The 25,985-nt window shown below is 56.8% G+C and carries 22 protein-coding genes and 1 pseudogene; 15 read left to right on the top strand and 8 right to left on the bottom strand.

The window, feature by feature from the left end; all coding sequences use genetic code 11:
* Positions 1 to 315: 315 nt before the first annotated feature.
* Entirely contained in the window at positions 316 to 468 is a 153-nt protein-coding gene (locus tag A6U98_RS37215) for a hypothetical protein (protein WP_003542181.1), read from the top strand.
* A gap of 251 nt (positions 469 to 719) precedes the next feature.
* A complete protein-coding gene (locus A6U98_RS19755) occupies positions 720 to 1,034 on the top strand; it encodes a hypothetical protein (RefSeq protein WP_245304540.1) in 315 nt (104 codons plus the stop codon).
* A gap of 45 nt (positions 1,035 to 1,079) precedes the next feature.
* Here the strand turns inward: A6U98_RS19755 and A6U98_RS19750 are convergent, their stop codons facing one another.
* Positions 1,080 to 2,096 carry an NAD-dependent epimerase/dehydratase family protein gene (locus tag A6U98_RS19750; protein ID WP_064652109.1) on the bottom strand — a complete coding sequence of 339 codons (1,017 nt, stop codon included), beginning with the start codon at positions 2,094 to 2,096 and terminating at the stop codon, positions 1,080 to 1,082.
* Positions 2,097 to 2,377: 281 nt separating this feature from the next.
* Between A6U98_RS19750 and A6U98_RS19745 the strand changes: the two genes are divergently transcribed.
* Entirely contained in the window at positions 2,378 to 3,334 is a 957-nt protein-coding gene (locus A6U98_RS19745) for an endonuclease/exonuclease/phosphatase family protein (protein WP_064652108.1), read from the top strand.
* Positions 3,335 to 3,363: 29 nt separating this feature from the next.
* On the opposite strand, the gene A6U98_RS19740 is transcribed toward A6U98_RS19745, so the two are convergent.
* The 3 genes from A6U98_RS19740 to A6U98_RS19730 all read right to left on the bottom strand — a co-directional run bounded on the left by A6U98_RS19740 (position 3,364) and on the right by A6U98_RS19730 (position 6,679).
* Positions 3,364 to 3,669 carry a hypothetical protein gene (locus A6U98_RS19740; protein ID WP_064652107.1) on the bottom strand — a complete coding sequence of 102 codons (306 nt, stop codon included), beginning with the start codon at positions 3,667 to 3,669 and terminating at the stop codon, positions 3,364 to 3,366.
* A 118-nt stretch (positions 3,670 to 3,787) separates the two neighbouring features.
* Positions 3,788 to 5,215, bottom strand: coding sequence for a mannose-1-phosphate guanylyltransferase/mannose-6-phosphate isomerase (locus A6U98_RS19735; RefSeq protein ID WP_064652106.1), 1,428 nt, complete (start codon positions 5,213 to 5,215; stop codon positions 3,788 to 3,790).
* A gap of 39 nt (positions 5,216 to 5,254) precedes the next feature.
* Positions 5,255 to 6,679, bottom strand: a complete 1,425-nt coding sequence (locus tag A6U98_RS19730) for a phosphomannomutase (RefSeq protein ID WP_064652105.1) — start codon at positions 6,677 to 6,679, stop codon at positions 5,255 to 5,257.
* A 238-nt stretch (positions 6,680 to 6,917) separates the two neighbouring features.
* On the opposite strand from A6U98_RS19730, the gene ung reads away from it, so the two are divergent.
* From ung to A6U98_RS19715, 3 genes are all read left to right on the top strand, one after another.
* Positions 6,918 to 7,619: a uracil-DNA glycosylase gene (gene ung, locus A6U98_RS19725; RefSeq protein ID WP_064652104.1), complete on the top strand. Its 702-nt coding sequence runs from the start codon at positions 6,918 to 6,920 to the stop codon at positions 7,617 to 7,619.
* Between the two features lie 136 nt (positions 7,620 to 7,755).
* The gene (locus A6U98_RS19720; RefSeq protein ID WP_064652103.1) at positions 7,756 to 8,688 is read left to right on the top strand and encodes a VOC family protein; all 933 of its coding nucleotides are present in this window, start codon (positions 7,756 to 7,758) and stop codon (positions 8,686 to 8,688) included.
* Between the two features lie 12 nt (positions 8,689 to 8,700).
* Positions 8,701 to 9,306 (top strand): alpha/beta hydrolase, encoded by a 606-nt coding sequence (locus tag A6U98_RS19715; protein ID WP_064652102.1) that lies wholly within the window; start codon positions 8,701 to 8,703, stop codon positions 9,304 to 9,306.
* Positions 9,307 to 9,407: 101 nt separating this feature from the next.
* On the opposite strand, the gene A6U98_RS19710 is transcribed toward A6U98_RS19715, so the two are convergent.
* A complete protein-coding gene (locus A6U98_RS19710; protein ID WP_012758625.1) occupies positions 9,408 to 9,650 on the bottom strand; it encodes a KTSC domain-containing protein in 243 nt (80 codons plus the stop codon).
* Positions 9,651 to 10,009: 359 nt separating this feature from the next.
* Between A6U98_RS19710 and A6U98_RS37700 the strand changes: the two are divergent.
* Positions 10,010 to 10,252: pseudogene (locus A6U98_RS37700) on the top strand (TolC family protein); the annotation flags it as partial.
* A gap of 73 nt (positions 10,253 to 10,325) precedes the next feature.
* Entirely contained in the window at positions 10,326 to 11,117 is a 792-nt protein-coding gene (locus A6U98_RS19700; protein WP_064652101.1) for a metallophosphoesterase family protein, read from the top strand.
* Between the two features lie 121 nt (positions 11,118 to 11,238).
* Here A6U98_RS19700 and A6U98_RS19695 read toward each other — a convergent pair whose 3' ends face one another.
* Both A6U98_RS19695 and A6U98_RS19690 read right to left on the bottom strand, forming a co-directional pair.
* On the bottom strand, positions 11,239 to 12,567 hold the full coding sequence (locus A6U98_RS19695) for a UDP-glucose/GDP-mannose dehydrogenase family protein (protein WP_064652100.1): 1,329 nt from the start codon (positions 12,565 to 12,567) through the stop codon (positions 11,239 to 11,241).
* A 268-nt stretch (positions 12,568 to 12,835) separates the two neighbouring features.
* Positions 12,836 to 13,435 (bottom strand): transglutaminase-like cysteine peptidase, encoded by a 600-nt coding sequence (locus tag A6U98_RS19690; protein ID WP_064652099.1) that lies wholly within the window; start codon positions 13,433 to 13,435, stop codon positions 12,836 to 12,838.
* Between the two features lie 309 nt (positions 13,436 to 13,744).
* On the opposite strand from A6U98_RS19690, the gene A6U98_RS19685 reads away from it, so the two are divergent.
* The 5 genes from A6U98_RS19685 (at position 13,745) to A6U98_RS19665 (ending at position 20,487) form a co-directional block, all read left to right on the top strand.
* Positions 13,745 to 15,169, top strand: a complete 1,425-nt coding sequence (locus tag A6U98_RS19685) for an O-antigen ligase family protein (RefSeq protein ID WP_064652098.1) — start codon at positions 13,745 to 13,747, stop codon at positions 15,167 to 15,169.
* Positions 15,170 to 15,458: 289 nt separating this feature from the next.
* The gene (locus A6U98_RS19680; RefSeq protein WP_064652097.1) at positions 15,459 to 16,670 is read left to right on the top strand and encodes a polysaccharide biosynthesis/export family protein; all 1,212 of its coding nucleotides are present in this window, start codon (positions 15,459 to 15,461) and stop codon (positions 16,668 to 16,670) included.
* A 74-nt stretch (positions 16,671 to 16,744) separates the two neighbouring features.
* Positions 16,745 to 17,455 carry a sugar transporter gene (locus A6U98_RS19675; protein WP_197496407.1) on the top strand — a complete coding sequence of 237 codons (711 nt, stop codon included), beginning with the start codon at positions 16,745 to 16,747 and terminating at the stop codon, positions 17,453 to 17,455.
* A 51-nt stretch (positions 17,456 to 17,506) separates the two neighbouring features.
* Positions 17,507 to 19,783 (top strand): polysaccharide biosynthesis tyrosine autokinase, encoded by a 2,277-nt coding sequence (locus A6U98_RS19670; protein WP_064652095.1) that lies wholly within the window; start codon positions 17,507 to 17,509, stop codon positions 19,781 to 19,783.
* A complete protein-coding gene (locus tag A6U98_RS19665; RefSeq protein WP_064652094.1) occupies positions 19,783 to 20,487 on the top strand; it encodes a hypothetical protein in 705 nt (234 codons plus the stop codon). The genes A6U98_RS19670 and A6U98_RS19665 overlap by 1 nt, the downstream gene beginning before the upstream one ends.
* A gap of 235 nt (positions 20,488 to 20,722) precedes the next feature.
* Here A6U98_RS19665 and A6U98_RS19660 read toward each other — a convergent pair whose 3' ends face one another.
* Complete coding sequence (locus A6U98_RS19660; RefSeq protein WP_064652093.1) at positions 20,723 to 21,421, bottom strand: Ig-like domain-containing protein; 699 nt, start codon at positions 21,419 to 21,421, stop codon at positions 20,723 to 20,725.
* A gap of 688 nt (positions 21,422 to 22,109) precedes the next feature.
* Here A6U98_RS19660 and A6U98_RS19655 point away from each other — a divergent pair.
* Positions 22,110 to 23,741, top strand: coding sequence for a right-handed parallel beta-helix repeat-containing protein (locus A6U98_RS19655; RefSeq protein WP_064652092.1), 1,632 nt, complete (start codon positions 22,110 to 22,112; stop codon positions 23,739 to 23,741).
* 468 nt (positions 23,742 to 24,209) lie between these two features.
* Positions 24,210 to 25,976 carry a type I secretion system permease/ATPase gene (locus A6U98_RS19650; protein WP_064652091.1) on the top strand — a complete coding sequence of 589 codons (1,767 nt, stop codon included), beginning with the start codon at positions 24,210 to 24,212 and terminating at the stop codon, positions 25,974 to 25,976.
* Positions 25,977 to 25,985: the final 9 nt, after the last annotated feature.

Below are 25,985 nucleotides of genomic sequence, written 5' to 3'. Positions count from 1 at the left end.
ACGCGTGGTCTGATTGGGGGTCGAGATGTGCCGTTCAGCGGTTCAGCGTAGGGCGATCTCAGCTGTTCTGGAAAATGTTCGGAAACAAGGCAAAGAGGCCCGTGGGGACGGGTCTCTCAGGGTTCTCGGGGTGGGAAGAGGAACCAAGCCTCGGGGTCGGCTGCTAACAGGTAGCGATACAATATCGCTAATTTTCACGACACTAATATGTCTGGTGCCCACCGGCTGCGAAACAAAAAGCCCGCCACTTTTTCGTGATCCTTGCGGCTATGTTTTGACACAAAACTGCCTTGCTCTTTCCGTATCGCCGTTTCGATGCGTATTCAAATTTATATTATCGCGCTGCTGCTCAGCGCCATCATGTGGTCGATCTCGTTCGATGCGGCGCGCGAATCCTATCATGCCGCGCAAAGCGCGGGCGTGATGCCGAACCTGCATATCAACAAGAAGCTGGATCGCATTTTGTAGACTGCGATACAGCATCCAGGTCATTGCCGATGTTGTGCACTCGGACCGCGGGCCGGACCCCATTTTTTTCGTCTCAAGCCCTTTTGGACAGAAAATCAAATTTCGTAAAATTTGACCGATCCGCTTAAAAGCCCTGAAAATACTGATGTGTAGAGTGGTCTCATGAAAGCGACCGAAGCGTGGACAGACGCATCGATCGTTTGGAGCCGGGCAAACCGAAAGCCCGCCGATCCGCAAACGGGGACTTCAACATGCACAGAACTCTTGCCGTCATCGCCTTGACCCTGACCATCACTGCTGCTGCCGAGCCGGCATTCGCGATCGGCCCCGCCAGCCTTGCCCGCGACCTGATGTACACCTCCGCCATCGGCCATGCGCCCGAAGTTCCGCTGACGACCCGCGCCGGTTTCGTGCGCCCAGGCGTTCCTTTCGTCCTGCGCAGCCCGGCTGCGGTCGAGGGCGAGGGCTATCGGCTCAAGACCTATTCGCAGAGCCTGACCGTTGTCGTCGGTTACGTGTTTTCGACGGCGGTCGAGGCCGTCCAGGCCGTTACGTTTCTTCGCTGACACCTGGCCAGATTCTAGGTCGATCCGGCCTAAAATCATCCTTATCTAGGCGTCGAGTCCGCTGCGTACGTCGAGATACCAGTCGACAAAGGCCTTGACGCCGACCTCCAAGGTCGTATCCGGCTTGTATCCGGTCAGCGCGACCAGCAGATCGGGGGCTGCGAAGGTGCGCGGCACGTCACCCTTCTGCATCGCCAGCATCTTGCGAATGGCAGGACGGCCAAGCGCCTTTTCCACCGTTTCGACGAAATCCATCAGGCTGACCGGCTGGCCTCCGCCAATATTGACGACGCGAAAGGGCGCCTGGTGCGAGAGCGTTTCGACAGCCGTGTTTTCGAGGCGATTTTCCTCGGACGGGACGACCGCCGATAGCCTGACGATCGCCTCGATGAGATCGTCTATATAGGTGAAGTCACGGCTCATGTTGCCTTCGCCGTAGATCTCGATCGGCTGGCCTTCAAGCATGTTCTTGGTGAATTTGAACAGCGCCATGTCAGGGCGGCCCCACGGGCCATAGACGGTGAAAAAACGAAAGGCCGTGGTCGGAATCTTGTGAAGATGGGCATAACTGTGCGCCATCAGTTCCATCGATTTCTTCGTCGCCGCATAGATGGTCAGCGGCTCGTCGGCGCGATCGGTTTCGCGAAAGGGGACGGTTGCATTGGCGCCGTAGATCGATGATGTCGAGGCCAGCATCAGATGGCGGATTTCGACGCGACGCGCGATTTCCATGATATTCCACGAGCCTTCGACGTTCGAACGAAGATAGGCCTCTGGATTTTCCAGGCTGTAGCGCACGCCGGCCTGTGCGGCGAGGTGGATCAGAATGTCGGGCTTGGCCGCCAGAACCGCCGCTTCCAGCGCTGGGCGGTCCTCGAGCATCGCGATGACGGGTTTGAAGGCCGGAAACTGGGAGAGTGCCGCATGGCGCATCTCCTTGAGCTTGACGTTGTAATAGGGGGTCAGGCCGTCGAAGCCTGTGACGTCATGCCCCTCTTGCAGCAGGCGCCTGGCCAGATGGAAACCGATAAAGCCGGCAGTCCCTGTAATGAAGTAGCGCATTCCCACCTTTTCTCGACTTCCTGCCGACGGCAAAGAGCCGATTCCGTATCAAGTGACCCCACTTACAAGATAAAAAGAGGCCGAGTCGATAGATCTTTGAACGAGAAGGCCACAGCACCGTCACTACCGTCGGCGGCCTGTCCTCAGCTGCCTTGCCGGATGAGAGCGGGAGCATCGATATCGTCCGTCGGTCAGCCGCAACTCCCGGCCGTTATGCTGCATTGCAACATGGTGGCTTGCATGTTATGGCCGGCCGGTCGTCTGCAAGCAGGTCAGCATCGATGAGAGATATAATTTATTGGATTCTCTGCGCGTTTCTGACCGTTGCCATCGCGATCGTGTCGTTACGCTATGTGACGAACTTCTGGCTTCTGTCCTTCGTCTACAGCTTTCAGATTCACCTCGGCGTCGTGTTCGTTGCTGCCGGTCTCGTCGTTCTGGCTATCAAAAGGCAGATTTACGGCTTTATCCTTTTGCTTGTCTCGCTTTTTCTCGTCGTTCACGGCGTGATCATGCTGCGCGAGTTCTCGGAGGGCGACAGAGGCACCGACAGGCCGCCGCTTTTTCGTCTGATGTCGTTCAACATCGCGATCGACAACTGGAAAAACTCGACCGAGATCACCGACATGGTGATCGCGTCAAATGCCGACGTCGTCAATCTGCTCGAAGCCAAGCCGCTGACGTTTCACCTGCAGCAATTGTTCAAGGCCTATCCCTACCATATCGGCTGCGATGCCGGGAAGGATACATGCGATACGCTGGTGCTGTCCAAACGCCCGTTCGTCAGCCGGCAGGTCGCAAGTATGGGGAGTCTCAGAAAAAACAGGCTTGTTATAGCAAGCGTCGACTTCGGAGGCGAGACCATCAATGTGGTTTCGGCGCACCTGACAAAACCATATTTCGACGATTTCCAGATGGCCGAATTGGAAGATCTCGGCAAAGCGCTTGGCTCGATCGACGGCCCTCTGGTGCTGTCAGGCGATTTCAACTCCTCGGCGATCGCCCCGAGCATCCAAGCTTTCCTGCGTGAGCAGAAGCTGAAAACGATCACGCCAGAACCGGCAACATGGCCAATCGGCGCCGGCGCGCTCGGGATCGCCATCGACCACATATTTGCGCGCGCGCCGCTTCATCTGACATCGCTGAAACGTCTCGACGACAACCTCGGCTCGAACCATTCGGGTCTGGTCGCCGACTTCATTCTCGACAAGAACGGCGAAACTTCACCGGCAAATTGACTTTGCCTGGGCAAGGAAATCTTGCCAAATCAGAATCTGGTTCGGCCGCCTTTTTTGTCGATCATCTGAAACTTCTTGCCGTCGGTTTTCACGTTGACGCAATCGGTCTTCTTGCTGGGGAACAGGACGCACACCTGGCCATTGGTTATCTTGTAGCCATTCTTATTGCCGTCGCGATATTCGTAGCCGTTCTTGCTTTCTTTCAGTTCGGACGTACCGGGCAGGTGCTGGCGAATTTCCGACTCGTTTGCGGTTCGCATGCTTGCCGTTTCGGCAAACGCCATTCCCGGCACCATGATTGCAAGAAATCCGGCGAGGACGGGCAAGGTACGCATCAGGGGGCTATCTCCGGTCATGTCTGTCGGTACATCCATTCTACGAGAACCCCAAGAGGAAATTCAACAGCGAGGATGGTCGCGCCGGAAAAAGCCCGACCATCGCTCCGGCTGCGATTTACGTTCTTCCAAACTCATCGACGATACGGATGATGTCGTCCTCGCCGAGATAGGAGCCCGTCTGAACCTCGATGAGCTCGAGAAGAATCTTTCCGGGGTTGGCGAGGCGGTGGACTTCGCCCAGCGGAATGTAGACGCTTTCGTTCTCGCGCAGCATACGCACGTTCTCACCGACCGTCACCTCAGCCGTTCCCTTGACGACGATCCAGTGTTCGGAGCGATGGTGGTGTTTTTGCAGCGATAGCTTCTTGCCCGGCGTGACGAAGATGCGCTTCACCTGGAAACGATCGCCGTTGAAGATGGAGGTATAGCCGCCCCAGGGGCGATAGGATGTCGGATGGGTTTCGGCGAATTTCGCCGTGGCGGACGTAGAGGCCAGCATCTTGACCAATTGTCCGACATTCTGGCTGTCTTTGAGCGGTCCGACATAGACGGCGTCTTCGCTGGCGATGACGGCGACATCATCCATGCCCTGGACGGCAAGATGCACGCCATGGGTCATGACGAGCGAGTTGCGGGTATTGACGACGGTGGTGTTGGCGGCGGCGACGTTGCCGTTGTCGTCGCGTGCGCCTGATTTCCAGACGGCATCCCAGCTACCCATGTCCGACCATTTGAACGGCGAGGGGACGATGGCGGCCTTGGACGTTTTTTCCATGATCGCATAGTCGATGGAGATATCGGGGCTCTTGGCGAAATGGTCGGCGTCGAGGCGGGTGAAATCGAGGTCGCGGCTTGCTTTCGACACGGCCTTGCTGGCCGCCTTAAGCACATCGGGCGCATGTTCCTGCAGTTCGGCGATGAGTTCCGTCACCGGGAACATGAAGATGCCTGAGTTCCAGTAGAAGCCGCCGTCGGCGAGCATCTGCTCGGCCTTCTCGAGTGCCGGCTTTTCGACAAAGCGCTTGACCTTGTGTGCACCGTTTTCGAGGGCAGCGCCGATCTCGATATAGCCGTAACCCGTCGCCGGCTCCGTCGGGGTGATGCCGAAAGTGACGAGGCTGCCTTCGGCAGCGGCATCGCGGGCGATGCGGATGCAATCGAAATAGCTCTTGTCGGCAAGGATCTCGTGATCCGAGGCGAGCATCTGAATGATGGTGTGCTTGCCGAAGAGGTCGGCGGCAAGCGTTGCGGCCGCTGCCACCGCCGCGGCTGTGTTGCGGGCGACCGGTTCGAGCAGGATCGCTGCGAGCGGGATGGCGCGTTCACGTGCCTGTTCGGCGACCAGGAAGCGGAATTCCTCATTGGTGACGACGATCGGGGCTTCATAGAGTTCGGGATCGGAAACGCGTTCGAGAGTTTCCTGAAACAGCGTCTTGTCGCCGACGAACTGGATGAATTGTTTCGGTGCGGTGGCACGGGAAAGCGGCCAGAGCCGCGTGCCTTTGCCGCCGGCCATGATCACGGGAACGATTTTCTGCGTCATAGGCGGGTTCCTTGAAATAAACGGCTTGTTCGTCGCATGTTACCGGGCGCCTGCCCAGTCTGTGATTCGATTGAGCCCTGTATCCAGCAGCTCCAGGGCTGCAGCTTCGCTGCCGGCCTCCGTGTAGCAGCGCATTTCCGGGGCATTGCCGGACGGGCGGAAATGAATGATGCCGCCATCCCTCAGCGTCACCCGAAGTCCGTCGATGTCCGATTTCGTCGCTACCTCGCCGATCGGCTGCAGGAAAGCCGAGAGATTTTCTTCCGAAGCGCGCAGATGCTCCATCAGCGCGGCACTCGTCTCCAGCGGAAAATTCTCCAGGCGATCGGCGGCGGCAAAGGGCAGGTGATAGGAGGCAGCAACGGCAGAAAGCGGCTGCCTGCGAATGGCAGCGAGCGACAGGATCGCGAGCATCGGGATAAAACAATCGCGCGTTGGCAGGGCTCGAACGCCTCTGCCGTTGATATCGAATACAGTTGCAGTCAGCAGCCCGCCATTGGCTTCAAAGCCCATGACATGGTCTTCGCCGGCCGCTACGGCCTCTTCCATGCCAGCGATGACGAAGGGCGAGCCGACGCGGGTGCGCCTGACGGCGAAAGAGCCCGCGGCCTCGATGCCCGAATTGGAGGTAACCGGTGTGACCACCGTGCCGGCGCCGAGGAAATTGGCTGCCACAAGGCCGAGAAGGTCACCGCGCAGCGGTGTGCCGGTTTCGTCTGCGACCAGCGGGCGGTCGCCGTCGCCATCGGTCGAGACGATCGCATCGAACCTGTGCTCGGACACCCAGCGCTTCATCAGCGTGATCGTCTCGTCGGAAACGGCTTCGGTGTCGACGGGAATGAAACTCTCCGAACGTCCAAGAGCGGTGATCTCGGCGCCGTAATGGGCGAGAACGTCAACCAGCAGGTCGCGGGCGACGGTGCTGTGCTGGTAGACGCCGATCTTCAGGCCGGACAGCGCACCTTGCGGAAGCAGAGTCGCATTGCGTTCAAAAAAGAGCTGCAGGCAAGCGGCCTCGTGGTCTTCCGTCTTGGCCGGTGCTTGTACCACCATTTCGCCGTTTCGTTCGATCTCGGCAGCCAATGTAGTAATCGCCGCCTCGTCCGATTTGTCGATCTCGCCATCCGGGCGATAAAACTTGATGCCGTTGCGGTCCGCCGGAATATGCGAGCCCGTAACCATCAGACATGCGGCGTTGCTCTCGAGCCCATAGAGGGCGAGTGCGGGTGTCGGTACATTGCCGCAGTCGAATATCCGAAAGCCGAGCACAGCGAGTGCATCGGCGCAATTTCCCGAGATTTCAGGGCTAGAATCGCGAAAATCGCGGCCGATCAGAATGGCATCGCCAGCTTTGGCCCTACCAGTTCCGAGCAGATATTTGCCGAACGCCGTGGCATAAAGGGCGGAGGCATGTCCCTTTAGATCCACTGAAAGTCCGCGAAGGCCACTCGTGCCGAATTTCATAGGAAGACATGACTCCGATTTCACAATCAAGGTTCTACTCAGGCCGCCTGCCGGCGTAAATACCGAAGCCATCATATAGTTAAATACGGACGATGATGCCTCGGACACCTCTCGCAATCTTCTCTCACCGAATTCTGAAGGTGTAGACGCATTGCCGCGCCGGCAGGCATTGCAGCGTAGATCGATTTTGTTAGAACCGTGTGTCCGTTGTTTCGTCCTATGCGAAGGATTTTCCTAGATGAATGATACATCCGTCAGTCTCGAGGAGAGCTGGAAGGCTGCGCTGGAGGGGGAGTTTTCAAGCCCCTACATGCAACAGCTCAAATCCTTCCTCGTCGCGCAGAAGCAGGTTGGCAAGCGGATTTTCCCCAAGGGCAGCGAATACTTCCGCGCCCTCGATCTGACGCCGCTCTCCAACGTCAAGGCCGTCATCCTCGGCCAGGATCCCTATCATGGGCTCGGGCAAGCCCATGGGCTGTGCTTCAGTGTCCGGCCGGGCGTGCGCATACCGCCCTCGCTGGTCAATATCTACAAGGAGATGGAGGCGGATCTTGGCATAGCGCCGGCACGTCACGGTTTTCTCGAACATTGGGCAAAGCAGGGCGTACTCCTGCTGAACAGCGTGCTGACTGTCGAGGAAGGGCAGGCGGCTGCTCATCAGGGCAAGGGGTGGGAACGCTTCACCGACGCCGTCATCCGCAAGGTCAACGATGATTGCGAATCCGTTGTCTTCATGCTCTGGGGCTCCTATGCCCAGCGCAAGGCCGCCTTTGTCGATACGACACAGCATCTCGTTCTCAGGGCGCCGCATCCCTCGCCGCTTTCGGCCCATAACGGTTTTTTCGGCTGCGGGCATTTTTCGAAGGCGAATGCCTTCTTGCAGTCACGCGGACGCGCGCCGATCGACTGGCAATTGCCGGCCAATCCCCATGACGCCTAGATGTGAACAGAGATTGGCGTTCGTTCACTAAAAGAAGACAATGCGTTTTGGTCTACGGGTCTGTTCTACGGGAGTTTCAGCGCGCATCTTAGCCTCATCGAAAGCCCGCAACGGCGGGCATGAAAGGGGTCTCAAAATGCTCGATCAGATCAAGGGTCTGCACCACGTCACGTCGATGGCGGAGGACGCCCGCACCAACAACCAGTTTTTCACCAATGCGCTCGGCCTGCGCCGCGTCAAGAAGACGGTGAATTTCGACGCGCCCGATGTCTATCACCTCTATTATGGTGACGAGACCGGTGCACCCGGCACGGTCATGACCTATTTCCCGTTCCCGAAGATGGCGCAGGGCCGTCCTGGTACCGGCGAAGTCGGCACGACGGTGTTTTCCGTTCCACAAGGCTCGCTCGGCTTCTGGAGCGATCGGTTTGCCACGCTTGGTGTCGGCGGCCTGAAGGCCGAGGAAAGTTTCGGCGAGAAGCGTCTGAATTTCTCCGGTCCCGATGGTGACGGCTTCGCGCTCGTCGAGGTCGAAGACGATGCCCGCCAGCCCTGGACAGATGGCGGCATCAGTGAGGACCATGCCATTCGCGGCTTCCACTCCGTCGCCATGCGGCTGAGGGACGAAGGCGCTACGGCCGAACTCTTGAAGTTCATGGGTTACGAGGTCGCCGAGGAAAGGAATGGCGTCAAGCGGCTGATCAGGCCCTCCGGCAATGGTGCGCATCTCATCGATCTCGAGACCATGCCGAACATTGCCCGTGCGCTGCCCGGCGCCGGCTCGGTCCATCACGTCGCCTTCGCCGTCGAAAACCGCGAGAAGCAACTCGAGGTGCGCAAGGCGCTGATGGACACCGGCTATCAGGTCACGCCGGTGATCGACCGCGATTATTTCTGGGCGATCTATTTCCGCACGCCGGGCGGCGTGCTGTTCGAGGTCGCGACCAATGAGCCCGGCTTCGACCGCGACGAGGACACGGCTCATCTCGGCGAAGCCCTGAAACTGCCGCAGCAGCACGCCCATCTTCGCGCGCTGCTCGAGCAGCACCTGCAGCCGCTCGAAGCGTAAGGAGAAGGCGATATGACCGAAACCGGATATGTGCACCGGCTGCATGCCGGTGCACCTGATAAACCCATCCTGCTGGTGCTGCACGGCACCGGCGGCGACGAGAACCAGTTCTTCGACTTCGGTCGGCGTCTGCTGCCCGAAGCGACGATTCTCTCGCCGCGCGGCGATGTTTCCGAACACGGCGCGGCGCGGTTCTTTCGCCGCACGGGGGAGGGTGTCTACGACATGCCCGATCTCTCACGCGCGACGGAGAAGATGGCCGCCTACGTCAAGGCATTCGCTGACGAGTACCAGGCTTCCCATATTCTTGGCCTGGGTTTTTCGAACGGCGCAAATATTCTTGCCAATGTGCTGATCGAGAAGGGTATCTTCGATGCCGCGGTTCTGATGCACCCGCTCATTCCGTTTCAACCCGAAGTCCAGTCGGCGCTGGCGGGAAGAAAGGTGCTGATCACGGCCGGGCAGCGGGACCCGATTGCGCCCGTCGCCATGACCGAGGCGCTGTCCGAGCATCTAAAAAACCGAGGGGCGGAGGTCCGGACGGTATGGCATCCCGGGGGTCACGAGATTGCGCCGCTTGAGATCAACGCGGTTCGCGATTTCCTCGACAGTTATTGACGTGTGCACCGCCGCTCGGTGGGAAAATGATTGCGGGACCGGGAATGCCGGTCCCGCGTCTTTGCCGGGACAAGGATCCTATCGTCGTGATCGATAGGACATTAGGGGCGAGGAGGATATTTGCCCCTGATTGCCTTCATGTAGAAATTTCCCGGTGATTCCGCCATCGTCAACCCGACGACGACGCCCTTGGGAACGCCTTCATATTCTCGCCTCTGACCGTTGGTCAGATAGACCCGTAGATGCCGGCTGTCTTCGTCGTAGGTGATCGCCTCGATAAGTTTCGAATCAACCGCAGTTTCCACTTTGCACCCCGCAGTTTTGGATCTGAGATTCCTGATCAAGAAATGTCATTCACACTCGCAACGCGCCATCATTATGCTGCGCCGCGGGGGCGTCAAGCATCATCTTCTTTAACGTTCATTTTTTCCGGATAGCTATCGTTATGGTTGATTTTTACAGCTTTTTCGAAGGTGTGGCCTGTGGAAATCCGATATTTGTGGCTCCTCCATTTGGGGAATATTAGCCGATAACGTCGCGAGAAACGCAATAATCGCCGGTTTAACGCCGGATTAACCATCATATAGCAAACTATAGCGCAATATTAACCGCAGCACCCTCCCGAGTATGAATGATTACATCCGCAATGCGGAGCGTGGCCTCGCCGCTGCAACGGCCAATATTGGTGTTTGCCGAGTCGCCGGCGCTGCGTGCTCAGGTGAAGACCACGCAGGAGACTCTTGCGCTTTCAATCGGGAGCTACAAGGATGGACAATCATCCGTGCCTGATGTGCTGGATGCGCAGCGTTCGGCCGCGACCAGTCAGGCCAGCCTGGCGCAGGCGGTGAAGCAAATGGCGAAAGGCTATGTCGCTCTGAATGTGGCAATCGGTTCGCGTTACAACTTCGGTGGGGCCGCGATCAGGCCAAATTCTTATGAACTCTGAGCCTCATGCCGTTGCAGCGATGGATAAGAGATGGATTGTTTCCGACAACCCGCCATCCGGTCGGGTCTCATAAATGGGTTCCATGTTTAACTATCTAGTGCCGTGGCGACAACAGATACCGATGCTGGCTGGCAACCGTAAAAGACGCGCTCGGCTGACGTTTGCCGAAGGCGACTTCGCTGCGGTCTACGCGATGAGCGATGTTCACGGATGTTATAAAGAACTCGTCGAGGCACATCGCCGCATCGAGGAGGATGCCGCGCGCATTTCGGGGCCGAAACTCATCGTCATGCTCGGCGATTATGTCGATCGCGGGCCGGATTCGAGCGCGGTGCTGGAATTCCTGAGCAAGACCCCGCCGCCGGGGTTTCAACGTTTTGTCCTTTGCGGCAATCATGATGCGGAACTGGTAAATCTCTATCGCAAACCGGCGCGCATTCTTGAATGGCTTGGCTTTGCCGGAACGGAGACGCTGCACTCATACGGTATCGATATCGAGCATCTGCTGCAGTCGGCGGCTGGAAGCGAATCAATTGCCCGCGTCATTCGCAACATGATACCCGAGCGGCATATCCAATTTCTGGAATCGCTGCCGGTCATGCTGCGGATGGGAAGGATCCTCTTTGTTCATGCGGGCATCAGGCCGGGCATCGACCTCAAGAGGCAAAAAGACAGCGACCTTATGTGGATCCGTCAGCCCTTCCTGAATGAAGGGCCGCAGCTTCCGGTCCTCGTGATCCACGGCCACACCCCGGCGCGAATCCCGACATTCGGTCCGCAACGCATCGGTATCGACACTGCGGTTTCGGCGACGGGCCGGTTGACGGTGCTGACGATAAAAGGGACGCGGGTCGGAATCCTCTAAATCGGCTAGATCGGCAAGCATGGTGTCGTCCGAAAACGCCTACACTTTTCGGCGTCATGCTCAAAACCAAACGCCGCGGGACTTGCGCTCCGCGGCGTCAGGACAATAAAAGTTCGCTATCTCAGGCGCCGGTCGTTTCCTGATAGAGGTTGGTGCCGATGCCGGTATAGGTAAAGCCGTGTTTGCGGACTTCGTCGCTGCGGTAGATATTGCGCAGATCGACCAGGATCGGAGCGCGCATCGACTGCTTCAGGCGATTGAAATCGAGCGCGCGGAACTGGTTCCATTCGGTGACGATGACAAGCGCATCCGCACCGGCGGCCGCTTCGTAGGGTCCGCTTGCATATTCGATGTTCTCGATCACCTTGCGGGCGTTCTCCATGCCCTCGGGATCGTAGCCGACCACTTGCGCGCCGTTGTCCTGCAGGGTCTGGATGACTGCGATCGCCGGGCTGTCACGCATATCGTCGGTGTTCGGCTTGAAGGTCAGGCCGAGGATCGCGATCTTCTTGCCGCGAATGTCTCCACCGACGGCTGAAATGACTTTGCGTCCCATCGCCCGTTTGCGGTTGTCGTTGATCGAGATCGTCGTCTCGATGAGACGCATCGGCGCGTCGTAATCCTGCGCCGTCTTGGCAAGGGCAAGCGTATCCTTGGGGAAGCACGAACCGCCGTAACCTGGGCCGGCATGCAGGAACTTGGAGCCGATACGACCGTCGAGACCGATTCCCCGCGAAACGTCCTGGACGTTTGCGTCGACCCGTTCGCAGAGATCGGCGATCTCGTTGATGAAGGTGATCTTCATCGCGAGAAATGCATTGGCCGCATATTTGATCAGTTCGGAGGTGCGGCGGGTGGTAAAGACCAAGGGGGCCTGGTTGAGATAGAGCGGGCGATAAACCTCGGTCATGGTTTCGCGCGCCCGGTCGTCGTTCAGGCCGACGACAATACGGTCGGGACGCTTGAAGTCTTCGATCGCAGCACCTTCACGCAGGAATTCCGGATTGGAAACGACGGCGACATCTGCCGTGGGGTTGGTTTCGCGCATGATGCGCTCGACTTCGTCTCCCGTGCCGACCGGCACCGTCGACTTGGTGACGATAACGGTGAAGCCTTCCACGTAGGTAGCAATCTCGCGCGCAGCGGCGTAGACATAGGAGAGATCCGCGTGACCGTCGCCGCGCCGGGACGGGGTGCCGACTGCGATGAACACGACATCGGCGCTGCGGACGCTTTCGCCGACATCCGTCGAAAACGACAGCCGGCCGGTGCTGGTATTTTCCGCGACCAATTGCTCCAGACCCGGCTCGTAGATCGGAATGCGGCCTTCGCGAAGGGCTTCGATCTTACTCAGATCCTTGTCGACGCAGATGACGTCGTGGCCGAAATCCGCAAAGCAAACGCCTGAAACGAGGCCGACATAGCCTGATCCAATCATCGTGATGCGCATATTTCCCTCAAATCATTAGAGTAGAACGTCATGCTGCGTCGCAGCATGAGTTCGTCATAGTTAATCTGGACGAAAAGACAATACCGAAGATCGCCTGAAACCCACATCGGAAATCGAACTCCGGGCACCGCAACTTGCTGCGCGCTGCCCCGTCGATAGCCAAAACATAGGTTTGTGTGGGCGATATGACAAGTCGAGCGGCTCGTCAGAGCAGGCTCGACTTCACTCCGGAAACAGGATCAATCAGTCTATGTCGCTGCCTCGGCTGCTATAGCCGGTACCAGACGTAGGGGTCTGTTCCCGATTGAATCTTGTCCCAGCGCAGATCGGTATCGCGCCAGTTCTTGATGCTGCTTTTCCTGTTGTCGAGGACGAGATCGCCCTTGTCGGTTCTGACGACGAGGACCGCATGTCCTTCACCGGAGGGCGTATATGCCGTCGCGATCCGCAAAGCGCGCGACGACCAGCCCATCGCGATCAGCCGGCTGCGCTTGGTCAAAGCGAAATCTTCGCAATCGCCGCTGCGCACATTCACCTTCCAGACGTCGCCATTCAGTTCGTTGCGAGAGTCGTTCCGGCCGATCATCGTACGATTGACGGCGCTGTTGACGTCCTTCAGTTGCAGCATTTGCTTGTCCGTCAGCGCAACGACGGCCAACCCATTGTTGTCGCGGCATTCGGACGGGTTCTGGGCGCAGAACAGCACCTGGGCGAACGGCGGAATGATCTTGCCTTTTTCAGAGATATAACTGACCGCCGAATTACCAGTCAGGCCGCGGGCAAAACCTGCGGGACCGGCGGCAAATGCCGAGCATGCATTGCCTGCTGTAAAGGCCAGTGCCAGAAGTGTAACGACAGTTTTCTTCATCTCTTAAATCCCCGTTACGGGCAACCGATTGAGATCAGGCTTGCCTTTTTTCTCGGTCAATGGCATGGCGATCTGATGATCTGCCAAGTATTGGGCGCAGAATATCTGTCCCGTTTCTGCTGCTTGGAAGGAGCATAGCCGGGCCTTGTCTCGATTGGCTTAAACCTTTCGCGACAATTTTAAACGATGTGGAATTCTATTACACTTTAGCACGCAAGTGTCTGATGTTCAACTTATGTTAGTACGAGTAAATTAATCTCTTCGGTTGCAATGGCTTTGGTCGCTGCCTACTCTGGTAAACGAATTCACATGTTCTCCAACCTCATCAATAAGCGGGTCTTGCGAGAGGTTTTGCTTTTTGCCTTCATCGGCCTCGTTATATTGACTCTCATACCGTTCGGGAGCGTTACACCCTTTCCCTTCGCCTTCGCCGCGATCGGGATGTTTGCCCTCGCCATCATTTCGGGACTGCTTTTCGGAGAGCCGAGACAAAGCAGATGGGTTTTCAGTATCGCTTTGTTTCTACTCGTCGTCCTGGCGGGCTGGACGTTCATTCAAAGCATCGAACTGCCCTCCAATTGGTTGGCGAATCCCGCCTGGAATGCCGCGCGTGACCTGGCAGGTGCCCAATCCGCGGCGATTTCGGTCGAACCGGCCGACACGCTCGCGTCGATTCTCTGGGTTGCCCTGCCTTTCGTCACATTTCTGACCGGGCTGCTCTTATGCGATACTGACCAGCGCGCGCGGAAAGTGCTGACAGGGCTCGGGCTTACGGCGGGCGTCATCGCTGTTTTCGGCCTGCTACAGTTTTTGCTGTTTCCCAACATCCTGATCGTCGTGGAGAAACGCGCCTACCTCGACAGCCTGACTGCGGTCTTCGTCAACCGCAATACCGCCGCGACCTTCCTTGGGCTTGGAACGCTGCTGATGCTGACCCTGGTCAGGGACATTACCCGAGCCTATTCGAACTATCCGCCCGGCGAGCCGGGCCGAAACGCGCTTCTCTTGAGATCGTGGATCTATATCCTGCTCTTATGCGCATGCTTCACCGCGCTGATGCTGAGCCGCTCGCGCGCCGGGATATTTGCCACCTTTGTTGCCGCTCTCATCTATTTTCCATGGCTTGTCATCAACTGGAACGGCTCGAGGCGTCATCTGAGACCGGCGCCGAGATGGCGTTCGTTGCTGAAACTCCTCTCGGCGACTGGTTTCGTCGTGCTGCTGCTGACGGTGTTTGCGGGCCAGGCGATTTTGCGCGCGCAAGAGCGGCGACTCGAGGATGATGATCGGTTTTGCATTCTGCCGGGCATATGGCGTGCCATCTCGGATCACTGGTTGACGGGAACGGGACTTGGAACCTTCCGGACCGTGTTTTCCGCCTACCGCGATCCGGCTTGCGGAATTTTCGGGGTCTTCGACCGTGCGCATAATTTCTATCTCGAAGGATTTCTGGGTCTCGGAATATTGTTCCCGATTGCGACAGTCATTGCCTTTTCGGTACTTGCCAGAGTGTTCCGGCACGGGCTCGCCCAAAGACGGCGTCTCAGGCACTATGTTCTTCTTGGCCTGGCAGCGACCGTTTTGGTCGCCCTTCATGCGGCGGTCGATTTTTCGCTGCAGATACCGGGTTTTGCGGTGTTTTACTCAGCCTTCCTGAGTGCGGTTGTCGCGATATGCCTCGGACGGAGCAATGGAAACGCGGACATGGCATATGAGCGGCCGTTAACCACGTAAAGTTTAAATGGATGGATTTTAATAAGATTTTCGGAAAAGATCGATTGTGCAGGTGCGAACGGTTGACTCTGAAACCCAAGAAATTTTATAGCGGGTGCAGCCTTCGGATTGTTGCGACGCAAGAAAAGTCGGACCGAAGTCGTTTTTCGCTTCCTAAGGGGCTCGGCGTTGCCAGCCTGCCACAGTTAGGGGAATGTTAATCGGCTTTAAGTGTTATTGATCGGGGATTGTCTTGTATTTTGTCAGATCGCGGGGCAGTAGCTTCAGGGGCGTAAACGCAGGGTATTCTATGGGTTGTTCTCGTATCGGTAGTACACGCGTCGCCATTGTTGTAGCGCTAACGACTATATTGGCAAGCTGCACCTCGTTGCCAAGATCCGGTCCCGATCACAAAGACGTTGATCGAGACGCGGCGGTGAAAGTGACAACGAAGGATCGTCGCGTCGGTATCGATTACGCGTTGGTTGATCTCAGCAAGAACGTCCTGTCGTATTTTACCGCTCCCCAGCCGACCTCCTTCAAAGGGTTCGGTGGTGGTCGAGGCGGGGCGCCTGAAATCCCGCTCGGTTACGGCGACGTCGTTCAGGTTGCCATCTTCGAAGCCCAGTCGGGCGGTCTCTTCATTCCGTCCGATGCAGGTAGCAGACCCGGCAATTACATCTCGCTGCCAGAGCAGACCATCGATAGAAACGGAACGATCACAATTCCCTATGCTGGTCGGGTTCCGGCTGCCGGTCGCCTGAAGGAGACCGTTGAGCAGGATGTCGAGGATCGCCTGGCGAGCCGCGCGATCGAACCGCAGGTGGTTATTACGACAACGACAAGCCGCTCCAGCCAGGTTGCCATCCTCGGCGATGTCAACAATCCCCAGCGCGTCGAGATCAGCCCGGCCGGTGAGCGTGTTCTCGATGTCATTTCCGCCGCGGGCGGTTTGACGACCAACAATATCGAAACGAATGTGACGCTGCAGCGCCGCGGCAAGACGGCAACCGTCGCCTATACTACGCTGTTGAAGAACCCGGCGGAAAATATCTACGTTGCGCCGGATGATACGATCTCGATCGATCATGAGCGTCGCACCTTTCTTGCGCTCGGTGCCGCAGGCACCAGCGGTCGCTTCGATTTCGAAGAGTCTAACCTGACCCTAGGAGAGGCAATCGCCAAGGCGGGCGGCCTACGCGACGACCGCGCCGACCCGGCTCAGGTCCTGCTCTATCGTCTTGTCCCGAAGAAAACGGTTCAAGCGATGCACGTGGACACGACGAGATTTGCGAGTGAAATGGTTCCGGTGATCATTCGTGCGAATATGCGCGACCCGGCAACCTTGTTTGCCGTTCAGCAATTCAAGATGGAAGACAAGGATATTATCTATATTTCCAATTCGGACTCTGTTGAACTGGTCAAGTTCCTTGACATCGTGAACTCGGTATCATCCACTGTTTCCGGAGTGGCCGACGATGCGAATGATACCCGCAACGCGGTACAGGATCTTGGAAATTGATTGCAATAGGCGGGCCGGCATCGATCGCGGATGATCAATGCCGGCGGCCTATATGGCGGATTTGATGAAGGACTATGGTTATGGCAAGGTCAGCTGTTTATCGTAAGCTTGCATATAGCGGAATTGTCGTCGCGATGATTGCCGGCATGAATTCAAGCGCTTTTGCGGCAGCTTGTTTGGGTCCGGCAAATCTGAGTTCCGTCGATGTCAGCGGATTTACGGCTAGCCCGGCCGTTCTGCTCGATATGTCCGATCCGTTGGTTTTGTCATCGCGTGTTCGCGCGCTTGTTGGAAGCAGCAATGATGCGCTGTCGCCGGTGATCGAGCAGGCCAAGAAGGCCAGTGTCGCACAGATGGCGGCTATCGGTTCCGGTCTCGGACGGGCCGCAAACAGCTGCCAGGTCACGGATCCGCAATTCAAGCTGGCGATCGAAAAGGCTGTTGCCGAGGCGGCGAGCGCCGATCCGAACCTGGCGCCGCTGCTTGCAGCCTTTGCAAAGGTTCTTGCCGAAGGCGGGACCGCTGCGCTCGGCCCGGGTGCAAGTGCAGCCGCGGCCGCACCCGGCATCGGCAATGACGGGCAAGTTGGACAAACCGGGCCTGGAGCGGACGATGGTACGCCGTTCGACGGCGCTGCGACAACAGCGGGTACGCTGAAGGTTTCCAATGCCGGCGCAGATGATTCATCGACTTCAACGACGACGATCCTCAGCGCCGGAGCGGGAGGACAGTCGTCCACCGATCCGACGGAGTCGACGAGTCAGAGTGTCCCGGTCATACAATAGCTGGAATTGCCCTTAGATCTTAGCGCTTGACGCCTTTGTTGGAGATCGAAATTGCTATCGCCAGATAAACTTACGCCGCGTATCGACCCCTCCCGCGATACCGGAAATGATGCTGATTTCATCGATTTCGACAAGCTCATCGCAATCGCCCGCCGACAGTGGCGGATGGTTGCGGCGTGCGGTTTCGCCTTTGCCATTCTCGGCATTGTGTATGTATTGACTTCGGTGCCTGTCTACACCGCCGACACGAGCGTGCTGATCGACCGCAGCGATAGTCAGGTGATCAATCAGCTGGCGGCTTTCGGCCAGATGGACGATGACGAAGGGACTGTCCTCAGTCAGGTCGAGCTGTTGAAGTCCGACACCATCGCCTATGCTGTTGTCGACAAGCTGAAACTCGTCGACAATCCGGAGTTCATGGGACCGAAAAGCTCGCTTTTTTCTGTCTCAACGCTCAAATCCTTTATGAATTTTCGGTCGTGGTTTGCCGATGACACAGCCGTAGCACCTAATCCGGAAATGAGGCGGCGAGGCGCTGCCGAGACTGTCGCAGGCAATATCGATGTCGAACGCGTCGGCCGCTCCTACGTCCTCGATGTCAGTTATACAGCGCAGTCGCCCGACCTAGCGCGTGATATCGCGGCTGGGATCGCCGACGTCTATCTGGTCGACAAGCTCAATTCCAAATACGAGGCGACGCGCCGGGCCGGCCAATGGCTGCAGGAGCGTATCGAAGAGCTCCGGCAGCAGGCGCTGGATACCGACCTTGCAGTTCAGAAATTCCGCGGCGAGCATGGGCTTGTCGAGGCCGGATCCGGTACGCTGATCAGCGAGCAGCAGCTTTCCGAGATCAATACCCAATTGATCAATGCGCAGGCCGAGACAGCGAAGGCCGAGGCAAGATATGCGCGCGTCAAGTCGATCATCGACGCCAAGCAGACCGATGCGATCGTCACGGATGTGCTCGATAGCTCCATTTCGAACGACCTGCGCAAGAAATATCTGGAGGCTTCCAAGCTCGAGACCGAAATCGAGGCGCGGCTCGGCCCTGATCACGTCCAGGCGGTTCGGCTTCGTGCGGAAATGGAAGAATATAAAAGGCTCATGTTCGATGAGTTGAACCGCATCGCCGAGAGCTATCAAAGCGAGCTGCAGGTTGCGAAATCGCGAGAAAATTCTTTGCGCGACAGTGTCACGCAGGCGACCGGCGTTGCCGCAACGGCTGGCGAAACGCAGGTGCAGCTTCGCGAGCTCGAGCGCACGCGCGATACCTATAAGAATCTCTATCAGAGCTTCTTGACGCGCTACCAGGAAGCAATCCAGCAGCAGAGTTTTCCGATTACCGCTGCGCGCATCATCACGACGGCGGAGACGCCGACGAAGCCAAGCGCTCCGAAGAGAGCTCTCGTCGTTGCTTTCGCGATGTTCGTGGGATGTGCATTTGGAAGTGGTATAGCGGCATTCCGCGAATTCCGGGATCGGTTCTTCCGCACTGGCGACGATGTCCGGGACGTGCTCGATGTCGAGTCTCTCGGTGTCATGCCGCTGATTGAAAACAACGTCGACGATCCGACGCTCGTTGATCCCAGCAATCCGCGAAGCATCGCCAGGGGTGGAAAGACCACGACCTATGTCGAGGAGCATCCGCTCTCGGCATTTGCCGAGACGCTTCGAAGCGCCAAGATTGCCATCGACCTCAGTGCTGCCGATCAGCGCTGTAAGGTCATCGGTGTCGTATCGAGCTTGCCCGGTGAGGGGAAGTCGACGACATCCATCAATTTTGCCAAGCTCCTGGCAATGCAGGGTGCACGTTGCCTGCTTATCGATGGCGACATGCGCAATCCCGGTGCCACCCGGGCGATCGGCCGCCATGCCGAGGCCGGCTTGCTCGAGGCGATCGTCGACGGCCGTCCGCTCAAGGATCTGATCCTTCTCGATCCAAAAACGAAGCTCGCATTTTTGCCGACGGTGGCACGATATCGTGTTCCGCATTCGTCGGAGCTACTCGCGTCACGCGGCATGGATCAGCTTCTTGAAACGGCGCGTCAAAGCTTCGACTATATTATCGTCGACCTGCCACCCTTGGCGCCGGTTGTGGATGCGCGCGCCATCAATTCGAAGCTTGATGCGGTGGTTTTCGTTATCGAGTGGGGAAAAACATCGCGTAAGGTCGTGCAGTCGACCCTGCTGTCCGAGCCGGAACTCTATGCGAAATGCGTCGGTACCATATTGACCAAGGTCGACCCGTCGCAGATGAAACTCTACCGGACATTCGGTTCGAGCGAGTATTATTATAAGCGTTATTCGCGATACTATACCGAAAGCTGATGTTCCGCGGTCCGTTCGTTTCGGTTACCAGGATCGCTTTCGTTATCGTCACCGTCGTCTTTGTGGTGCTGGCCGGTCGAGAGCTGTATGCTTCGATAAGAACGGCCAGCATCTCGATCGTCGCCGAAAGGATCGAGCGTGGCGAGACCGTCGCGGACGATGTCGTGGCCAAATATGCGTCGCGTAGTGTCGACGTCGTTGACGGTCATTACTGCCGATCCGACATTGTGGCTGCTGGCGTCACCCTCGTTCTGGCGCAACTCGATCGGCAGAATGTCAATATCAATTACGACGGCTGGGCCGCTGCGGCGTCGAGTGCGCGCCAGTATCTGCGGCATGCGCTTTCGTGTATGCCGACGAACAGCAATTTTTGGCTTCGTCTTGCGGCAGTGCAGTCGACAATTGCAGAAGAGCCGGTCTCGATCGCGGGAATGATGAAGCGTTCGGTTGTGCTCGCGCCCCACGACCAGGTGATGATCCTGACACGATTTTATTTCTGGAACGATTTCACTGATGCAACACTTGCCGCGGCAAAGAGCGCGCTCGATAGCGATCTCATGACCATGCTGAAACGGGGCGATCGTTGCCGGGTCAACGCCACGATAAAAGAGATCAGCCCACAGCTTCGTCCAATCTTCGATCAAACCTGGACAAGCGTCGGAGACGCTGCGACGGCGCGGTTTCGGCAGCGTTGCAGCAAGTAAATCACCGAGGCGGATTTCAAAGACAGTTCCAAGCTCCAAAATGGCACTGAACCAATGCCCGATGGAATATAATCGTGCTGTTCTGGAGGCCGTTCCGAGCGCCGCTGAAGTTAGTGGTCCTTCTGCTTGCCGGCTGCTGCGCACTACGGCTCATTCTCTTGACCGGAGCTCAACTTGCATAAAACAACGCCCGCTGCTTACGCGGCGGGCGTTGTTTTTGATTGGCTATTGACGATCAGACTTCTGCGTCAGCGCCAGTGATGTTGAGTGTCAGAACGCCGGCGTCGGTGTGGCCTTCGCCGTCGGAGATCTTGTAGAACTGGATGGTTTCCGTGACGTGATCGCCCGGAGCGACATCTACTGCCAGATCATAGGTGAATGTTCCATCCGCCTTGACATGGAACGTGCCATACGTGCCGGCGACATCAGTCGTTGCGCTCGGGTCGCCATTTATGGTCGTGGTGCCGAACTGACGGAGGAAGAGATGACCATTGTCGCCGGCAATGTCGTTGTCCAGAGCGTTGCCGCCGATGGCGTCGCCTTCGGTGAAGCTGTAGTGGTCATCGACCGCTATCGGCTTGACCTGGGTTACGCCCTGGATGTTCAGGGTGAACAGGCCGACATCGGTATGACCGCTGCCGTCGGAGATCTTGTACGCGACTTTCTCCTGGAGCAACTCACCATTGGTGAAGTTGACCTTGGCAGCATCGCTTAGCACATAGGTGTAGCTGCCATCGGGCTTGACGAAGAAGGTGCCGTAATCGCCCTGGATCTCGGTGACCTGGCTGTTGCCGCTCTTGGCGCCAACGCTCGCGCCGTCGAAGGCGCGCAGGAACAAGTGTCCGTTATCAGATGAATCGTTGGAAAGCAGATTTCCTGAAATGGCGTCGGTTTCCAGGAATGTTGCACTATCGTCGGTTGCGTGAACAGCCATCAGTTCTCTCCTTGAATTATTCTTTGCTAGGTCAATTCTGACCTTTAGCGAGCTGCCCGATTAAGGATATCTTAATACATAGAGTCAAGCGTGTAATTAACAGCAAGTGAACATTTTCGGGCATGTTGTACAATAATGACACACCTACAACTCGCATAAGGCAATGAAACGCTTGGTGATTATTACGTTAATAATAAGTGAAATTCTCAAACGACAGATACGAACCAATATTTCTTCAGAAGAGAAGAATGTTTATTCAGGGGCAATTTATAAGAATACGCTGCGATTCTGATGCACAGATGAGACCTAGATATAATCACTACGGGCTATGGCGTGACATCGCTGTTTTGTTTTGTTGCCCGTTCTATCTCATGCTTTCCTGCGAAGTAACTTATGTCGGTCTCTTGTAATATATGTTTATCAAGTAATGTTTCTTTCGAGGCGTAATTTTTATAAGTTAATATGGGTGTCACAGAAGATATATTATTGTCACTGCCTATATCAGGTTACTTATTCATAATTGTGCAGCGCAACTTTTTTTTGCAATGCGAAATATTTGAGAAATGAAGGTATTTTTTGGGGAACGTAAGAATTATCGCGAGATAGAATGCATTTTAGTGTTCCATTTTAGCAGGCAGAGAGAGGTCCGCGGTTAAAAGATTTTCCAGTATCTTTGGGAGATCACGGCGTGACCGTCTACTATGTAAATTCGGCAACAGGATCCAATCAGAACAGTGGGGTGAGCGAGCAGTCGGCTTTCGCGACGCTTTCCGCTGTCGAGGCGCTCAAGCTCAATCCCGGTGATAGCGTGCTCCTGGCTGCCGGAAGCGTTTTCAACGAACAGTTCGATTTGAAATACTCCGGCAGCGTTGCCGCTCCGATCACGATCGGCAGTTATGGCGTTGGCGATGCGCCTGTTATTCATAGCAGCGGTGACGGCATTCACACTTCAAATGCGTCGAATATCATTATCGAAAACATCAAGATATCAGACACATCAGGCGCGGCAATATACGCAGCAAACGTCTGGAACTGGACAGTCCGCAACGTCGAGGTGGACAATACGGGAAGCTCCACCAAGGCTGGTTCGGTCAATTTCAAGAGCAGCCAGAACGTCACGATCGAAAACAGCACGATCACCGGCGTGAACGGTGATGGCATCTGGATGGAGAAAGTTAAAGGCGTCACACTTCTCAACAACACCATCACCAACAGCCACGGTACCACGGCAGATGCCATTCAGTTGAACGACAGCAGCAATATCCTGATCAGCGGCAATCATCTCGACCAGACGGATGCCGTTACGCCAAAGGGTGTCATAGCACTCGTTCGGGCGGTCAATGCCGTGATCGAGGACAATACGCTGGTTGGCGGCGGCTTCGGAGTGAGCGCCCAGGCGGGCACGAATATTGCTATCCACGACAACGATATCTCTGGATACGGTGGTTACAGCTGGTCCTATGCCATCGGTCTTGGCGACCAGGGCGACGCGAAGAACTACGACATTTCAGGGAATTACATCCACGACGGCGTATGGGGTGTGTCGATCAGTGCTGCCGGCACTCCGACCTATGTTCGTGAAAATGTCGAGATCCACGACAACGTCTTCGACGACCTGTCCTCGGCGGCGCTGAAGGTCGACAGGCCCGCATCGGGCTCATTCCACGACAACATCGTAGACAGCCTCGTGCAGACGCAGAGCATATCTCCCTCAATCATCGCCGCGAACACCTTTCCGGTCAGTGACACCCAGACGCTCGAACAGGCCCAGGCCGCGTTAGAAAGCCAAGGTGGCGTTGGCGCTGGTGATACGAATGCCAGTTCGGGGTCGACTGTCGAGCACGTGACTGCCCTCCCGGCTACCGAACCGCAAGTGGAGGCTTCACCTCAGCCGCAGGTAAGCGCGCCAACAACAGAGAAGTCCGCATCTACCGAACCGCTTATCGCGACCCCACGGATCGTCGCAGTCCATGACAATCTGAAGATCTCGACCGACACCGGCAGCGCCTATCATGGCAATCTTCTCGAAAACGACAGTGCCTCTAACGGAACCGTGCTGCTTCGTCGCTTCGGTGACAGTGCAGTGGATAAGCATGGCCTGACGCTGACCGGGAAATACGGCGTCATCCACGTGGAGAGCGATGGTGATTACACCTATACGGTCGATGCGGTGAAAATCGCCGGTCTCAGCGGAAAGGTCAGCGAATCTTTCCAATATAAGATTTCTGACGGCGCTTCTCACATCGATACCGACTCGCTCGGCGTGTATATCAATGTGGACGCGTTCCATAGCAGCCAAGCGTCGCACCTGCTGGTTTGAATCACGCCAAACTAGAGTGCGACGGCCCCGCTGTTCAACACTTGAAAGCTTGATGATGAAGGGGTGTCGGCGGTCGAGGGGGTGGATAAAAAAATAGTTCCGCCGTTCACAGGAAAAATGAACTATAGATTGAATTTGTAGTTAACGCCCCAGTAAATTTCGCTAATATGCGCGCGATACGTTTATCCCTCTGCGCCGTTGTTGGGCAATTTGCGATTTTCACTTGCTTAGGTTGGTATATTTAGCGTAGCGTCAAGTCAGAATCCCTGAAGCCGCTCGTTATAAATTGGACTCTTTGGTCACTTTTTGGTTGGATTCATGTAATAGGTCGTGGGCTTGCAAGCGGGTCCGGCGCAGGTGTCGGGGGTCCAAGGCAGTCGTGTCATTGATCGGGCGTGATGGACCCGGAGCTGGAGTGTGCGCCAGCATATTTGCTTTCGTGCGATGCGGTAAGAGAGGGACTACTTCGTGTTTCAGAGTTCAGCAGCTGATGTCAGCGAGCCATCCAAAGCATTAAAAAAATGCAAGGGGGGGCTTGTTTTCATTGGAATAGCAAGCGCGCTTATCAATATCCTATACCTTACAAGTTCATTTTTTATGCTTGAGGTGTATGACCGGGTCATTCCCAGCAAAAGCATACCTTCGCTGGCTGTCCTGGCAATACTTGCGTTAATGCTTTACGCCTTTCAAGGAGCGTTCGAGGTTCTGCGAAGCAGGATGCTGGTGCGTGTTGCTGGTGCGCTTGACGAGATGGTGAACGGGCGTGTGTTCCGGGCGCTGATCAAGGCTCCGTTGAAGGTCAAAATCGGCGGCGACGGGCTTCAGCCATTGCGCGACTTCGACCAGATCAGAACCTTCCTGTCCGGCATGGGCCCGACAGCGATGTTCGATCTGCCCTGGCTGCCGTTCTATATCGTGATCTGCTTTCTCTTTCATCCGGCGATCGGATATATCGCGATCGGTGGATCGCTGGTTCTCGCCATCCTGACGTTCCTGACCAATCAGGGAACGCGTACGCTCTCAAAAAAGCAGTCTGACTCCGCCAATATGCGAAATGCCTTCGCGCAGACCTCGATCCGCAATTCCGAGGTTATTCACGCCATGGGCATGGCAGGCACGATGGCCGAAATCTGGGACCGCAAGAACAGTGAATACCGGACGATCACCCGGCAGGCATCGGATGTCGGCAATGGATATGCGACCTTGTCGAAGATTTTCCGTATTGCTTTGCAATCGGGAACGCTCGCGACCGGCGCAATCCTGGTCATTCAGGGACAGGCCTCTTCGGGAATTATCATCGCCGGCTCGATATTGACCTCTCGCGCTCTGGCCCCTGTCGAAGCGGCGATCGGAAATTGGCGTGGTTTCGTTTCTGCTCAGCAGAGCTGGGCGCGGCTTTCGAGCCTGCTGAAAACCATTCCTGAGATTCCAGCCCCCCTTGCGCTCGCGGCTCCCACCAAGCAAGTCACCGTCGAAGGACTGGCGAGTGGGCCGCCGGCGGGTCAGCGCCTGGTCATTTCCGATGTCAGCTTCGGCTTAAGGGCAGGGAGCGCGCTTGGGGTTATTGGTTACAGTGCCTCGGGTAAATCGTCGTTGGCACGGGCGATGATGGGCATCTGGCCGACCGTCAGAGGATCTATTCGCCTTGATGGCGCAGCACTCGACCAGTGGGACGGCGACGCACTTGGCCGGCATATTGGTTATCTCCCGCAGGATGTGGAGCTTTTCTCGGGGACTGTTGCGCAGAATATCTGCCGTTTTGCGAAAGAGATGTCGCCTGAGGCGGTGGTTGCCGCTGCGAGGGCGGCGCGCGTTCACGATCTCATTCTTCGTCTGCCGAACGGTTACGAAACCGAAATCGGCGAAGGCGGTGCTGCGCTTTCAGCTGGCCAAAGACAACGTATCGCACTTGCAAGAGCGCTTTACGGCGAACCATTCCTCGTCGTGCTCGACGAACCAAACTCCAATCTCGATGAAGAAGGAGAGCGGGCACTGAGTGCTGCGATCATGAGCGTGCGGGCGCGCGGCGGCATCGTCGTTGTCATCGCGCATCGGTCCGGCGTTCTGGCGGTCTGCGACTTCGTGCTGATGATGCAGGACGGTCGGATGATCGCGTTCGGCCCCAAAGAGGAAGTTCTGGCCAGAGTCAGCCGGCCGGAAGCGGCGCGCACCCCGATTGCCGAGCGCGTGGCTCAGCTTAAAGTCGTCGTCGACGGCATAAATGCGGCCGAATAGGCCAGAGGG

The organism is Rhizobium sp. WYCCWR10014, assembly GCF_001657485.1.
Taxonomy (GTDB): domain Bacteria; phylum Pseudomonadota; class Alphaproteobacteria; order Rhizobiales; family Rhizobiaceae; genus Rhizobium.
The sequence above is the reverse complement of the archived record's forward strand: the minus strand, read 5'-3'. Positions and strand labels throughout refer to the sequence as shown.

What these genes read in the sequence shown, in the direction of transcription:
- A6U98_RS37215 (WP_003542181.1), top strand. Translation starts at nt 316, where the DNA reads ATGCGTATTCAAATTTATATTATCGCGCTGCTGCTCAGCGCCATCATG.
- A6U98_RS19755 (WP_245304540.1), top strand. Translation starts at nt 720, where the DNA reads ATGCACAGAACTCTTGCCGTCATCGCCTTGACCCTGACCATCACTGCT.
- A6U98_RS19750 (WP_064652109.1), bottom strand. Translation starts at nt 2,096, where the DNA reads ATGCGCTACTTCATTACAGGGACTGCCGGCTTTATCGGTTTCCATCTG.
- A6U98_RS19745 (WP_064652108.1), top strand. Translation starts at nt 2,378, where the DNA reads ATGAGAGATATAATTTATTGGATTCTCTGCGCGTTTCTGACCGTTGCC.
- A6U98_RS19740 (WP_064652107.1), bottom strand. Translation starts at nt 3,669, where the DNA reads ATGCGTACCTTGCCCGTCCTCGCCGGATTTCTTGCAATCATGGTGCCG.
- A6U98_RS19735 (WP_064652106.1), bottom strand. Translation starts at nt 5,215, where the DNA reads ATGACGCAGAAAATCGTTCCCGTGATCATGGCCGGCGGCAAAGGCACG.
- A6U98_RS19730 (WP_064652105.1), bottom strand. Translation starts at nt 6,679, where the DNA reads ATGAAATTCGGCACGAGTGGCCTTCGCGGACTTTCAGTGGATCTAAAG.
- ung (WP_064652104.1), top strand. Translation starts at nt 6,918, where the DNA reads ATGAATGATACATCCGTCAGTCTCGAGGAGAGCTGGAAGGCTGCGCTG.
- A6U98_RS19720 (WP_064652103.1), top strand. Translation starts at nt 7,756, where the DNA reads ATGCTCGATCAGATCAAGGGTCTGCACCACGTCACGTCGATGGCGGAG.
- A6U98_RS19715 (WP_064652102.1), top strand. Translation starts at nt 8,701, where the DNA reads ATGACCGAAACCGGATATGTGCACCGGCTGCATGCCGGTGCACCTGAT.
- A6U98_RS19700 (WP_064652101.1), top strand. Translation starts at nt 10,326, where the DNA reads ATGGGTTCCATGTTTAACTATCTAGTGCCGTGGCGACAACAGATACCG.
- A6U98_RS19695 (WP_064652100.1), bottom strand. Translation starts at nt 12,567, where the DNA reads ATGCGCATCACGATGATTGGATCAGGCTATGTCGGCCTCGTTTCAGGC.
- A6U98_RS19690 (WP_064652099.1), bottom strand. Translation starts at nt 13,435, where the DNA reads ATGAAGAAAACTGTCGTTACACTTCTGGCACTGGCCTTTACAGCAGGC.
- A6U98_RS19685 (WP_064652098.1), top strand. Translation starts at nt 13,745, where the DNA reads ATGTTCTCCAACCTCATCAATAAGCGGGTCTTGCGAGAGGTTTTGCTT.
- A6U98_RS19680 (WP_064652097.1), top strand. Translation starts at nt 15,459, where the DNA reads ATGGGTTGTTCTCGTATCGGTAGTACACGCGTCGCCATTGTTGTAGCG.
- A6U98_RS19675 (WP_197496407.1), top strand. Translation starts at nt 16,745, where the DNA reads ATGGTTATGGCAAGGTCAGCTGTTTATCGTAAGCTTGCATATAGCGGA.
- A6U98_RS19665 (WP_064652094.1), top strand. Translation starts at nt 19,783, where the DNA reads ATGTTCCGCGGTCCGTTCGTTTCGGTTACCAGGATCGCTTTCGTTATC.
- A6U98_RS19660 (WP_064652093.1), bottom strand. Translation starts at nt 21,421, where the DNA reads ATGGCTGTTCACGCAACCGACGATAGTGCAACATTCCTGGAAACCGAC.